We start from the raw sequence: 12258 nt of genomic DNA on the forward strand, positions 1-12258 counted from the left end.
CTCTCAAGTTTGCGAGAAAACACTGCGCGGGTGGCCTAATGTGTGTCTGGAAGACCCGCAGAAATGCGTGGAAACACACCCCAGGGCCACACGCCATAGCCTTGGGCTTCAGAAGGGAACCTCATGGCATTGAACCGTTCCGAACTCGTTTCGGCCATCGCAGCCAAGTCAAGTCTCACCAAGACTGACGCAGACGCTGCTCTCTCCGCTCTTCAGGAAGTGCTCGTTGAGCAGCTTGAAGCTGGCGAGGCAGTGAAGATCACCGGTCTTCTCTCCGTCGAGCGCGTAGAGCGCAAGGCACGCACCGGCCGCAACCCACGCACCGGCGAGGAAATCGAAATCCCAGCTGGCTTCGGTGTGAAGATCTCAGCAGGCAGCATCTTGAAGAAGGCTGTCGCTAAGTGATTCTTTCTCCTCACGGAGAACACTGAGCACGTCACGTTGTGTGACAGTGGGCCGTCCCCTTCAGCGAGGGGGCGGCCCACTGTCGTGTCAACACGATGCTGCCAGCAACGCCAGCTAGGATGGCGCCAACACCGCACCACAACCTTCAGGGCCTCTCATGACGACACCCACGCCAGGCGACAACACACCACTACAGTTCCCCAACGTGCCGTTCACCACTGATGAGCGCCCACAACCGGAACCCCCCGCTGTACCAGCCGACGAATTTTCCATAGCCACCACACAATTCCACGGCACAGCCCGGCGTCCAGTGCATGCCCCAGGCGCACGAACCTACTCACGCCCACCTGCAGATGAGGCAGGAAACCCCATCCAGCCACCAAACCAGGGTGGCCACTCGCACGGCGGTCACAGCCACGCACACGGACCAGCACCACGGGCATCCACCCGGGTGCGTATCACCCTCGCTGTTCTCTTGGTCCCCATGCTTCTCCTCGCGCTAGGCGGCATGGTGGTCTTATGGCCATCCGACGCCCCAGAGCGTGGAACCGTTGTGACGATGGCGGACCCCGACGCAGTGCGTACCGGAACAGCCACCGGCCCAGTCACCGCAGACAACCTCGTCCCTCTGCAACTCGATGAAGAGTACGGATCAGAGGACGTTTTTGTCATGGTGGGGCCGGAATACGCTGACGCTGGCATCAAAGCCGGCGACCGTATGCGAATCCAGTACATACCCGAGGCTGAAGCATCAGGCTCCGCTTATGTGTTCCAAGACTTTGAACGCGGTAAACCCATCGGCGCCCTCACCGTGTTCTACTGCATCCTGGTGGTGCTTGTCGCCCGCTGGCGCGGATTCGCCTCAATCATTGGGCTGGTTGTGTCATTTGGGGTCGTGGTGCTCTTTACCCTGCCAGCGCTCCTCGTGGGCACAGACCCACTGGCCACCGCGCTGATCACCTCCATTGTGGTGATGTTCGTGGTGCTCTACGTCGCCCACGGATTCACCGCACGAACCTCCACCGCGCTCCTCGGCACCATCATCGGGCTTGTCCTAACGACCTTGCTCGCCAACTGGGCGGTGCAAACCACAAACATCGTGATGCTCGACGAATACCTCGTCCAATTGGGCATGATGGAACCGCGCGTTTCGATGCGCGCCGTCGTGTTATGTGGGGTGGTTCTCGCTGGCCTAGGTGTCCTCAACGATGTCACCATCACCCAAGCCTCAGCGGTGTGGGAACTGAAAACAGTGAACCCGGCACTGGGCGTGTGGGAACTGTTCAGCCGGGGAATGCGGATCGGGCGAGACCACATTGCCTCCACCGTGTACACCATCACGTTTGCCTACCTAGGGGCAGCGCTACCGCTACTCCTGATCGTGTCACTTGTTGATCAAAGCGTGTGGGTGACCCTCACCGCTGGTGAAATCGCCGTTGAGGTTGTTCGCACCCTGGTTGGGTCCATCGGTCTGGTTCTTGCCATCCCCATCACCACGATGCTTGGCGCGCTTGCGTTAACAGTGGGACACCAAGAAGAGGCAGCGACAGAGCGCGAAGCAGCCAACGCCCACGCCTAACACCGTGCTACAAGTCGCCGCGCCTTGTCAGGAAACGCATCGCAAACCAACCCAACGGGATGCGCGCCCAGTACGTGGCGAAACGGAACAACACCACCGCAGACGTCGCGACCGCAGCAGGCACCCCAGCGGTTGTTGTCAGACCCGTAATCAGAGCGAACTCAATAGCACCCAACCCGCCAGGGGTAGGAGCCAACGACCCCACCGTATTACCCACCAGGTACACCACCGCGAGGTCAATCAATGACGCTTCCACGTTGAAAGCTAGCAACGCGGTTTGGAACGCAAACACGTAACCCAACGTGATGACCACATTGCCCAACACACCAAGCATCAACCGCCACGGAGTGGACAACAATTCCGACAAACGCGGCCACACCTGCTTAAACGTTGGTGTGGTCTTCGCCAACACCCACCGGCGCAGCACTGGAACGCTGAAAACGACCCCACCAACCATGGTGAGGCCAATAATCGAGAAAATCACTGACGTTGATGGCAGCGCACGCAATGCCCCACCCTCGCCGGACACCACAGACAACAACACCAACAGCAGGACTGTGACAATGAAGCCAGAAACCTGCACTAAAGCCACCGTCGCCACAGCAAGAGAAGTTGGCACACCTCGGCGAGTCAACATCCGCAAGTTCAAGGCTGCTGGCCCAATACCAGCGGGCGCGGCAAGAGCAACAAATGACGCCGCCGCCTGAACCAGTGTTGCCTTAAACACCGGCAACCGCACCGAAGCGAAACCAATGAAGGTCATGGCCGCACCGAACCAGGTGGCCAACCCCAGCACAAACGTGGCAACAAACCACCACGGGTTCGACTGCGACGCGGCAGCGGTGACTTGCTCAAAGTTGATCGTGGTGAAGACAACCGCAACCGCAACGACAGTAAGAATCCAGGTCACCACCGTCTTAACGGAAAACCGGTTTATCTGCTGGGGTTCAACATTGGCTTCAGGGAGGCGAAGAACCAACGCGGAGCGTAACTCCGTCAGCAGGTTCTTGTGTGCCCGCATCCGGATGCGGGTAGCGGAGGGCAACACCACACCCTGCAGCAACGGCCCAACAGCGGCAAGTTTCTCCGCACCCAACACGTCGACCGCGTTCATCACAGCGCGTTCTGCGCCAACACTCAACGCGAGCGTTGCGAGGAGTTGGGCATTATCCATGAGTTGAGAGAACGCCGGTGAGGCAATGTCTCCAGCTTGCCACCCAGTGATCCACACAACGGGGGAGAGGGACATATCGCGCCCAGATTCCTGGGGGCGCTCCACCAACACCACATCACCAGTTATCCCACGATGCGCAAGCCCCGCAGTGTGGGCAAGCTCCAGCTGGCGCCACATTGCGCGTTGCGTAGCATCGGAAACAGCCTCTGAGGGCACCTCGTTAAGGGGAATGGCCCCTTCAGGGTGTTCGAGGACAAGAAGCATTGAATCTTCGGCGTGAGCGACCCCGAGCAGGCGTGGTGTACGCACCCCTGCAGCAGATGCCGCGTACGTCAGAAGTGCGGCGCGTTCAGCGACGGCGCGCAACGAAATAGCGGAACGCCCTTCAATCCCGCGCACCCGGATGGAGTGCCACAGGCGTTGCAAGAAACCGATGACTTGGCGGTCGCCGTCTAACACCACGACATCAAGGCGAGGCCCTGATAGTTGCGCCATCGCATACACCCGAGTGTCAGAGGTGCGAGACAACGCCACCGCGGTGGGGTCCTCAAGGAGTTTGATGTCCGCTGATTCCACGGCAGGAGAGTCATCAGCAATGTCTCGAACCCGAATCAATGAGATGGGTTCAAAGTTCGCGCGGCGTAGTGCTTCAACGAGGGCGCGCCCCCGCGCCCGCTCACTAGAAACCCCAGAAATATAACGAACAATCAGCCCAGCGGTGCGCCCCAACAACAACGAAATGACAACACCGGGCAAAGATACTTGCCCCGAAATCAACGTGATCGCCAAAGCGAACCACACCAGGTTCCACGAGAATGTCACTGTTCGCCGGCGTTGCCGCGGGCCAGCGGCTGTCAACAACCCAGCGATCCCCGCAATGTACCCGGGAACCGTAATGATCAGCCCTGCGCGGGTCGCCACCGACAACCCGCGAATCAACTCACCCGATCCCAGGGAATTGACCGCGTACATAAAAATGGACGCCAAAAGTAAACCAAGCGCCAACGCAGCAGCGGCCTCAATGATTTGGCGGGCCATCCGGCGCATCGTGAGTTCAATAAAAACAGCTACCGGAATGACGAGAGTTACCAGCGTTTCCAGCAGCACCACTGGGAGTAGCAACACGCGGGTCAGTGCAGAGGAAATGTTCTGCACATCGTTTTGGACGCCCTCAGTTGTCCCGTGGGCGTAGGTGGAGAGTGCCAACACTGCGGCAACCCCTACCATCGCTAAACCAATGGCTACAGCATCACGTGGTTGCCGGACTCGTGGCTCCTCGTCATCAATGATGAGGACATCGTCAGGTGGCTGCTGTGCAGACTTCAAGGCAGCGCGGTTAAACCAGGAGGGTCGAGAGCCTCCAAGCGCGCGCGCCTCAGCGCTGCCTGACGTGGGGTTGGGCATGCTTCGAGTCTAGGTGAGAGACTTCTTGGCGTCGTGGAGATTTTCACGGATTAACTCAGGAAGAGTTGTGGAGTTCACCGAGCGAGTGTGGACGTTCCGTGTTTGGATGGCGGTATCGCGCCCTTTATGTGGGGTTGCGAAGGGCACAATCCATAGCGAGGAAATCATCATGGCCGACCCCACCTCACCATCATCCACAACTGACAGCACAACGGGCGACAAGATCGTTTCAAGCGTCAGCATGGCACTACGCGCGGTGTGGTGGCTGCCGTTACTGCGCGGCCTAGCGTTGGTGTTGCTTGGGGTGTTCCTCATGATCGAACCGCTCGCAGTATTGGCAACACTCGTGTGGGTTTTTGGAGTGTTTTTGCTGGTCGACGCGGTGCTTGTGGCGGCGCAAGCCATCGCAAACCGCCAGCAAGAAGGCTGGAAGTGGTGGCTCATTCAAGGCCTAGTTGACATTGTTTTTGCTGGGTTTATTTTGCTGTGGCCCGGGATCACAACTGTTGTTCTGTTGTACATCTTGTTGATGTGGACCATCGCACTGGGCATCACAGCGATCATCGCTGCCGCGGCCCTCGCCCGCAATAAAGACCTTGGGTGGCCGTGGGCGTTGAGTTTCGGACTGCTCACCACACTGTTTGGCGCCACTCTCCTGATCCGAGGGTTTGGGAATGTGGCGACTCTCTCGGTGCTTGCTATCGTCTTCGGCGTGTACGCCTTCATCGCCGGGTCAGTGCAAATTGTTTCAGCGTTCTCCGTGCGGGCCGTTGCCCGCGACATTGACGAAGCCCTCACCGGGCAAAGTGCGGTCCTCCAAGCGATCCAAGAACGTCAAGCACACAGCCGGGCACAGGCAGCCACCAGTAGCGACTCAGCAGAAGACAGCACTACGCCGGGCATTCACGGCGCCAGCGATGCGCCACCCGCAACACCCAGCATCACTGACTCACCGAACCGAAACACCCAACGCTGACAGCCACGCATCAGGCAACGCCAAGTAGCCCACAAACGCCACAATGTCGATCACAGTGTGGGCAATGACCAGTGGCCACACCCGGTTGCGCCCCCACCGTGACTGGTAGAACCACGCAAAGAGAACACCCATCACCACGTTTCCAATAAACGGGCCGATGCCCTGGTACAGGTGGTATGAGCCGCGCACCAGCGCGCTTGTCCAGATGATGCGCCACGTACCCCACCCCAGGTCACGCAGGCGCTCCCACAAGTAACCCACCACGATGATTTCTTCGAGCACCCCGTTTTTTAGGGCCGCAAGAATAAGAATGGGAATTGCCCACCAGGTGGGGTCCAGCCCAGCGGCCTCCACCCCAACAGTGATGCCTAACTGGCGACCCAACACGTAAAACGCCAACCCGGGGATCCCAATGACAGCGGCGAGCCCCATGCCCCAACCAAAGTCACGCATCGGGCGGGAACCGTCCATCCCCAAGGAACGCACCACGGAACGCCCCCGTGCTGACAGCAAATACAACGCCAACGCCACTGGCACGAGCGCGAACACCAGGGACAGCACCTGATAGGTGAGGTCAAGGTATGGTCGCGTCGACTGGGACGCATTGATTGCCGTGGTTTGTTGCGCAAGGGGAGTGGAATCGGTGAGCCGCGCAATAATGTTGACCAGCGCATACACCCCAGATCTCCCGAGTGATAAGCCCAGAAGAATCCAGATTTCGGCACCAATAATTAGCCGGTCACGGCGGCTCAGCCCCTGCCCTACGGGGGCAGAGGCTGCGTCACCCGATGAGAGGCCCCGGTCAGCAGGTGTGTCGTTCACTGACGGTTCCGCCGCCTTTGCACAACAACAAAAATAAGCCCCGCAAGCGCCCCTAAAGCGGCACCAATGATGATTCCTGCGACTGGCCACTGACCCTCAGATTCCTGAGACTCAGCGGCAACCGTGTCGCTGGTAGCAGCTGGAGCATCGGGAGTTTCGGTGTCAGCAGCAGGTGGCTGGGTAGGTTCAGGTGTGTCCTGCTCAGCAGGCTCAGCAGGCTCGACCACAGCGGACGGGTCATCGACAGTGAACGCCAAATCCCCCTCAATGGGGTGAGAATCCGAAGAAACAACCCGCCACGCAACGGTGTAGTCCCCGTTCGCTAGCGGTTCGTCGAACTCAAACGCCACCAGCGTGCCCTGCGCTGCACCTTCCTCCTCCGCGACCACTGTGCCCTCACCGTCAGTGAGGACCAACTGGCTACCCAGATCCTGAACCTCGTTGTTGAACGTCAGGGTGATAGCTTCCAGGGCACGATCCACCGTTTCCCCATCCTGCGGAGAGGAATCCAACAGCACATCATGGGCGGATGCCGGGGCAGCAACACCGCCCACAACCAACGCACCAGTAGCGGCGACAAGAACAGCGGGCATCGTGAAAGAACGAAGTGACAAGCGCATAAACCCTACGATATCCCGCACGGCTGGACAGGCGCTGACAGCGTCACTGTGAGTTGCGTAGCCGCAACGAATTTGCCACCACAATCACCGAACTCGCAGCCATAGCCGCCCCCGCAATCATCGGGTTCAACAACCCGGCAGCCGCCAACGGAATCGCCGCCACGTTGTACGCAAAAGCCCAAAACAGGTTTTGCTTAATGATGCGCAACGTGTGCCGTGACAACCGGATCGCCGTCGCAGCGGCCCGCAAGTCACCGCGCACCAACGTAATATCCGACGCCTGCATGGCAACGTCAGTGCCTGTGCCCATTGCCAAACCCAAGTCAGCGGTCGCTAACGCAGCCGCGTCATTGACACCATCACCAACCATTGCCACCGTGGCGCCGCCACGCTGTAACTCCTGGACTACACGCACCTTGTCCTGCGGCAGGACCTGCGCGTACACCCGGTCAGAGTCGATGCCCGCCTCACGGGCCGTTGCCAACGCAGCCCCCCGGTTATCACCAGTCAGTAACACCGGAGTCAACCCCAACTCGCGGAACTCCGTGATGGCCTGCGCCGAGGTTTCCTTCAACTGGTCACGCAACGTGATCACACCACGCCACACACCATTCCATGCCACCGCAATGGCTGTTGCGCCACCCTGTTCAGCGGCATCGAAAATTTCCTGTAATTCGCTGTTATTGGTGTCGACGCCCTGATCAGCGAGCCAAGCAGGGCGGCCCACAAGAACGCGCGCCCCCATCTCAACCCCAGAATGAGGCAGACGCACCACACCAATAACCCCGCCACCAGCAACAGAAGTAAACTCCGTGGTGGACCAGGAACGGTCCACCCCATCAACGTCAGGTTCAGTTGGGCGCACCGTGTTGGCGTACTCAACAACGGCACGGGCAATAGGGTGCTCAGAGCCGTCCTCCACTGCGCGGGCGTAATCCAGAACCTCATCAGGGCCATGCACCGACTCCACCGACATGCGCCCAGCCGTGATGGTGCCAGTTTTGTCCAACACAACAGTGTCGATGCGACGTGTTGACTCCAGAGTTTCAGGGCCCTTAATGAGGATCCCCAACTGTGCCCCACGCCCCGTACCCACAAGTAACGCGGTGGGGGTAGCAAGCCCCAACGCGCATGGGCACGCAATGATCAACACGGCCACAGCTGCAGTGAACGCGGCAGAAACCGAAGGCCCCCACAACAACCACCCGGCGAACACCAACACCGCAATCACCATGACAATGGGAACAAACACCGCTGATATGCGGTCAGCTAAGCGCTGGATGGGCGCCTTACCGGTTTGCGCATCAGTCACCAGGCGCCCAATAGCCGCCAACGTGGTGTCCTTACCGACGCGCGTCGCTTCAACACGCAACGAACCAGACGTATTAATCGTCGCGCCCGTCACCGCATCGCCCGGTGCAACATCCACCGGAACAGGCTCACCAGTGAGCAACGATGTATCAACAGCCGATGCGCCCTCGCGCACCACACCATCGGTTGCGATCTTCTCACCCGGGTACACCACAAAAACGTCACCCACGGTCAAGTCATTGACCGCAACCAACTCATCGACCGTCGAACCGTCAGCCCGCACCACTCGGCGGGCTTCCTTCGCGCCCATTTCCAACAATGAACGCAACGCATCACCAGCTTGGCGGCGCGAGCGGTGCTCCGCATAACGGCCCGCCAACAAGAACGTGGTCACCACAGCAGCTACTTCGAAGTAAAGTTCCGCCATTCCATGGTGAGAACGCGACGGGATCAACGCCACCGTCATGCGCATCCCCAGTTCACCGGCACCGCCAAACAACAGCGCCCACAACGACCACGCCGTCGCGGCAATAACCCCCGTGGACACCAACGTGTCCATCGTGGAGGAACCATGACGGGCAGCCCGGAAAGCAGCCCGGTGGAATGGCCAGGCACCCCACGACACAACAGGCAACGCCAACGCGGTAACCAGCCACTGCCACCCCGTGAACTGCAACGCCGGGACCATCGACAACACCACCACAGGGACAGTGAGGATCGAAGAGACAATCAAACGCTGACGCAGCACCGCACCCCTATCAGGAGTCGGAGCCGATGTGTCAGCGCTGGCTGCGGGGGTGTCAGACGCGTCGTGTGCGTCAGGCGCGTTGTGCGTGTCGCGCGTTGTGTCTGGCTCAGTTGTTGAGGTGCCAGTTGTTGCGGGTTCGGTTGGGGCGCTTTCCGCTGCTTCCTCAGTGTCAGTGCGAGACGTCACCGCGCCCTCGTACCCAGCGCGTTCAATGGCCGCAACAAGATCCGCGTCATTCACCGGTTGGGTGAGCAACACACGGGCAGATTCCAAGGGCAGATTCACCGTGGCAGTAGCCCCGGGAATCTTATTGATGCGCTTCTCAACACGAGCCACACATGACGCGCAGGTCATCCCAGACACCGCAAGATCAACCTGCGCAATAACAGGAGCGGGTGCGGGGGGCGGCTCAGTAGCCGAAGACGCCACGGAAGTGTCACCAGTTGATGGAGAGGTTGCGGGCGCGTTGTGGGGGGCAGAACGTTCAGGTGTTGCCATGGTGATCAGATCCTTCACCAATACGTCAGGAAATGCCGCAGATCGGCGCGCATTCATGGGGCCCGGAACGGGCGGCGCACATACGGATGGGTGGTGATGTTGCGTCAAAGCCGAAGCCATAGCGCTCAACCAGTCAGTCCCAGTGCGGTAAAAAGTGGGTGCGGGGTGCGGTACCTGTTTGAGGTGCCGCACCCCGCGTCGTTCAACGTGCAGCGTTCACGGCGTGTTGTTCACCGTGGGGAAGCGGGTTACTTGCAGCCGCAGTTTCCACAACCGCAGCCGCCACCAGCACCCTGAGCTGGGGCGTCCTTGGAGACGAGCCCTAGGTCATCAACAGAGTTTTGTGAGCGGCCTTGCTCCTCTGATTCGGTGGCAAGCGCCTGGTTGTCAACGCTGAGCGAAGCGACCTCGTAGCCAGCCTCGTCGATAGCTTCACGCAGTGCTGATTCTGCTAGTGGGTCATCAGAAAATACTGTGACCTCAGATTCTTCGCCGTTGCGAAGTTCAACGGAGATGTTCTCCACACCGTTAACGGTTTCCAATTCGCGGGTGACTGCAGAAACGCAGTGTCCACAGGTCATGCCAGGAACCTTCAGTGTTGTCACAGTTGACATTGTTTTACCTCTTCGTTGTGTTATCGGTTCTGCAGTGTCTGCAGAATTTTGGTGCCCAGTGGGGTCGCACCTGGGTTTGTTTGTTGTGCTTGTGTTAGCTGCGCACGAGGCGCGCAATTGCTGCTGCAGCCTCAGCAACCTTCTCATTGCCTTCAGCGTCAGAGCTCTTCGCGGCATTCACCACGCAGTGCCCAATGTGGTCTTCCACAAGTCCGATGCTCACCGACTGTAGCGCCTTTGTCACCGCGGACACCTGAGTGAGGACGTCGATGCAGTACGTGTCATCGTCGACCATGCGCGCGATTCCGCGCACCTGCCCTTCGATGCGTCGTAGCCGCTTCAAATACTCCTCTTTTGTGCCTGAGTACCCGCGCCGTGGTTTGGCTTCCGAAACGTCAGGCGCTTCAACGGCCTCTGACGCTCCCGGTGTGCTGGAAGTACTGCCGAGTCCGTCATCAGAAGAAGCAGCTGGGGCCGCAGTGTTGTCGGTAACGGGGGGGAGCATCGTGCTGTGGTCCATGCCCCCAGCATACCCCTAGGGGGTATGCTGTCAACCTGTGTTGGCCGATGCGCGACACACGTTCGCTCTCGGCCTACCGACGTGCCGCCCTCACCTGCGTTTCTCACCTACTCCGCGCTCTCGCCTTCGCCTTCGCTCCCACCCCCCCACTCGTCTTCGCTCCCGCCCCTGTGTGGCATGTTTTTGGCGTGTGTGGCATGCCTAGGACATGCCTTTCTGTCCCAAAACATGCCACACGGCAAGGGCGGGAAGTGGTGGGGCCGCGGGCGGGGGTAGTCAGGAAGGGGGAGGTCGTGAGTGGGGGGGGCAGGGTGAGGGGTGGGTGGCGTAGACGCGGGTCTCGGGGTGGGAGAAGATGGGGGCGTGGATTCCCTGAAACGGTTTTTTGGTTTTGACCCCGAGCGTCGAGGTATCAGCACCTCAGCTTCTTTGTTTTGGTCCCTCGTGGTGTCGCTTGGGGTGAGTATTATTCTGCGCGCGCTCCTCCCCGGAATGAATCCGCTTTTTCGGATTGTGGTGTTCTTTGGGGTGATGTTTGCGTTGTTCTCGTGGATTGATCGAAACCGCCGCCGCAACTCGTCGTGAGACTGCGAGTGGTCCATCATGTGAAACATTGCCAAGTGGATACTTTTCATGCGGTGAACGTGCAGGCCGATGCGCACTTTGCCCCCGTGCCTGAACGTTACGGATCGCCTAGCGACGGTCTGCATCGTTGGAAAGACGCCGATCATTTAGTGTCCTCAGGACGTTACATGGATGCGCGGTTTGGGCACTGGCGTCTCACTTTGCGCCCAGTCAACCACTGGTTGCGAAGGCCTGCCTACCATGTTTTTGCAGGTCAATCGGTATTTAACACGTTTAGCGTGAGTGGCAGGAGTGGGCGGCACCTGCCATACTGCAATCTATGAGCAGGGGCGAAACAACACGAGCGCAATCATATGAGTCCGGCCGAAAACGTCGGTCGGAGATCCTTGAGCACGCTTTCACGCACTTTGCCCGCTACGGGTATCACGGTGCATCGCTTCGTGAAATTGCGGCTCACACAGGGGTGTCGCACGCCGGATTGCGGTATCACTTTAAGACTAAAGAGGACCTTCTCCTCGCTGTGCTGGCACAAAGAGAGCAGATTGGTACCGATCTGGTAGCTCTTGACGAGCTCCCAGAAGAGCCAAGTGAAGAGCAGGCTTGGGAACTTGTTCAACGATTTGTTTCCCTCATGAAACTAAGCTTTGAACACCCCGGATTTATTGAACTTTTCATCACCCAGGCGGTTTTCGCGGCGGATAAAACACACCCAGCTAATGGATTTTTTTCGCGGCGATATAAAACGATGCGGGCGGAATATACCCAGGGTCTTCATGCCATCAAAGCTGCTGGGCTTCTCAAACCAGAGATCAGCCCGGAGGCTGCGGCAGTCGCACTCATCGGGTTCCTTGAGGGCCTTCAAATTCAGTGGCTACTGGAACCAGACGATGTTGATTACATGGAAGTCGCCCGCCGGTTCATGCGCGCACTCATCATTGAGGAACACCTCGACCGGATAGATACATACTTCGCCCTGTAGCGTCTCACTTTCAGCACCACACA

Annotated in this window: 12 protein-coding genes; 5 read left to right on the plus strand and 7 right to left on the minus strand. The window is 59.1% G+C overall.

From position 1 onward, the window contains the following. Window positions 1-123: 123 nt before the first annotated feature. Together G538_RS0102495 and G538_RS14720 are read left to right on the plus strand one after the other, a co-directional pair. On the plus strand, window positions 124-405 hold the full coding sequence (locus G538_RS0102495; RefSeq protein WP_029068066.1) for an HU family DNA-binding protein: 282 nt from the start codon (window positions 124-126) through the stop codon (window positions 403-405). A gap of 157 nt (window positions 406-562) precedes the next feature. Beyond that, window positions 563-1984: a YibE/F family protein gene (locus G538_RS14720; protein WP_245566768.1), complete on the plus strand. Its 1422-nt coding sequence runs from the start codon at window positions 563-565 to the stop codon at window positions 1982-1984. A 7-nt stretch (window positions 1985-1991) separates the two neighbouring features. Here the strand turns inward: G538_RS14720 and G538_RS0102505 are convergent, their stop codons facing one another. Both G538_RS0102505 and G538_RS18110 read right to left on the minus strand, forming a co-directional pair. Beyond that, a complete protein-coding gene (locus G538_RS0102505; protein WP_029068067.1) occupies window positions 1992-4562 on the minus strand; it encodes a lysylphosphatidylglycerol synthase transmembrane domain-containing protein in 2571 nt (856 codons plus the stop codon). A 9-nt stretch (window positions 4563-4571) separates the two neighbouring features. Continuing rightward, window positions 4572-4733, minus strand: coding sequence for a hypothetical protein (locus tag G538_RS18110; RefSeq protein WP_169514080.1), 162 nt, complete (start codon window positions 4731-4733; stop codon window positions 4572-4574). On the opposite strand from G538_RS18110, the gene G538_RS14725 reads away from it, so the two are divergent. Next, window positions 4732-5538, plus strand: a complete 807-nt coding sequence (locus tag G538_RS14725; RefSeq protein ID WP_051196486.1) for an HdeD family acid-resistance protein — start codon at window positions 4732-4734, stop codon at window positions 5536-5538. The genes G538_RS18110 and G538_RS14725 overlap by 2 nt on opposite strands. Here G538_RS14725 and G538_RS0102520 read toward each other — a convergent pair. The 5 genes from G538_RS0102520 to G538_RS18265 form a co-directional block, all read right to left on the minus strand. Then, complete coding sequence (locus G538_RS0102520) at window positions 5512-6360, minus strand: CPBP family intramembrane glutamic endopeptidase (RefSeq protein ID WP_084617992.1); 849 nt, start codon at window positions 6358-6360, stop codon at window positions 5512-5514. The two genes, G538_RS14725 and G538_RS0102520, sit on opposite strands and share 27 nt — an antisense overlap. Then, on the minus strand, window positions 6357-6980 hold the full coding sequence (locus G538_RS14730; RefSeq protein ID WP_051196487.1) for a copper resistance CopC family protein: 624 nt from the start codon (window positions 6978-6980) through the stop codon (window positions 6357-6359). The genes G538_RS0102520 and G538_RS14730 overlap by 4 nt, the downstream gene beginning before the upstream one ends. A gap of 43 nt (window positions 6981-7023) precedes the next feature. Next, complete coding sequence (locus G538_RS0102530; RefSeq protein WP_084617994.1) at window positions 7024-9537, minus strand: heavy metal translocating P-type ATPase; 2514 nt, start codon at window positions 9535-9537, stop codon at window positions 7024-7026. Window positions 9538-9785: 248 nt separating this feature from the next. After that, window positions 9786-10151 (minus strand): heavy-metal-associated domain-containing protein, encoded by a 366-nt coding sequence (locus G538_RS0102535; RefSeq protein WP_029068070.1) that lies wholly within the window; start codon window positions 10149-10151, stop codon window positions 9786-9788. A 94-nt stretch (window positions 10152-10245) separates the two neighbouring features. Beyond that, window positions 10246-10494: a metal-sensitive transcriptional regulator gene (locus tag G538_RS18265; RefSeq protein ID WP_029068071.1), complete on the minus strand. Its 249-nt coding sequence runs from the start codon at window positions 10492-10494 to the stop codon at window positions 10246-10248. Window positions 10495-11034: 540 nt separating this feature from the next. On the opposite strand from G538_RS18265, the gene G538_RS0102545 reads away from it, so the two are divergent. After that, window positions 11035-11256, plus strand: coding sequence for a hypothetical protein (locus tag G538_RS0102545; RefSeq protein ID WP_157544270.1), 222 nt, complete (start codon window positions 11035-11037; stop codon window positions 11254-11256). Window positions 11257-11575: 319 nt separating this feature from the next. Next, window positions 11576-12235: a TetR/AcrR family transcriptional regulator gene (locus G538_RS14735; protein ID WP_051196488.1), complete on the plus strand. Its 660-nt coding sequence runs from the start codon at window positions 11576-11578 to the stop codon at window positions 12233-12235. Window positions 12236-12258: the final 23 nt, after the last annotated feature.

The sequence above is a fragment of the Jonesia quinghaiensis DSM 15701 genome, from assembly GCF_000423205.1.
Taxonomy (GTDB): Bacteria; Actinomycetota; Actinomycetes; order Actinomycetales; family Cellulomonadaceae; genus Jonesia; species Jonesia quinghaiensis.

Excerpts from the sequence above, each read along its gene's own strand:
- G538_RS0102495 (WP_029068066.1), top strand. The coding sequence starts at position 124 with ATGGCATTGAACCGTTCCGAACTCGTTTCGGCCATCGCAGCCAAGTCA.
- G538_RS14720 (WP_245566768.1), top strand. The coding sequence starts at position 563 with ATGACGACACCCACGCCAGGCGACAACACACCACTACAGTTCCCCAAC.
- G538_RS0102505 (WP_029068067.1), bottom strand. The coding sequence starts at position 4,562 with ATGCCCAACCCCACGTCAGGCAGCGCTGAGGCGCGCGCGCTTGGAGGC.
- G538_RS14725 (WP_051196486.1), top strand. The coding sequence starts at position 4,732 with ATGGCCGACCCCACCTCACCATCATCCACAACTGACAGCACAACGGGC.
- G538_RS18110 (WP_169514080.1), bottom strand. The coding sequence starts at position 4,733 with ATGATGATTTCCTCGCTATGGATTGTGCCCTTCGCAACCCCACATAAA.
- G538_RS14730 (WP_051196487.1), bottom strand. The coding sequence starts at position 6,980 with ATGCGCTTGTCACTTCGTTCTTTCACGATGCCCGCTGTTCTTGTCGCC.
- G538_RS0102530 (WP_084617994.1), bottom strand. The coding sequence starts at position 9,537 with ATGGCAACACCTGAACGTTCTGCCCCCCACAACGCGCCCGCAACCTCT.
- G538_RS0102535 (WP_029068070.1), bottom strand. The coding sequence starts at position 10,151 with ATGTCAACTGTGACAACACTGAAGGTTCCTGGCATGACCTGTGGACAC.
- G538_RS14735 (WP_051196488.1), top strand. The coding sequence starts at position 11,576 with ATGAGCAGGGGCGAAACAACACGAGCGCAATCATATGAGTCCGGCCGA.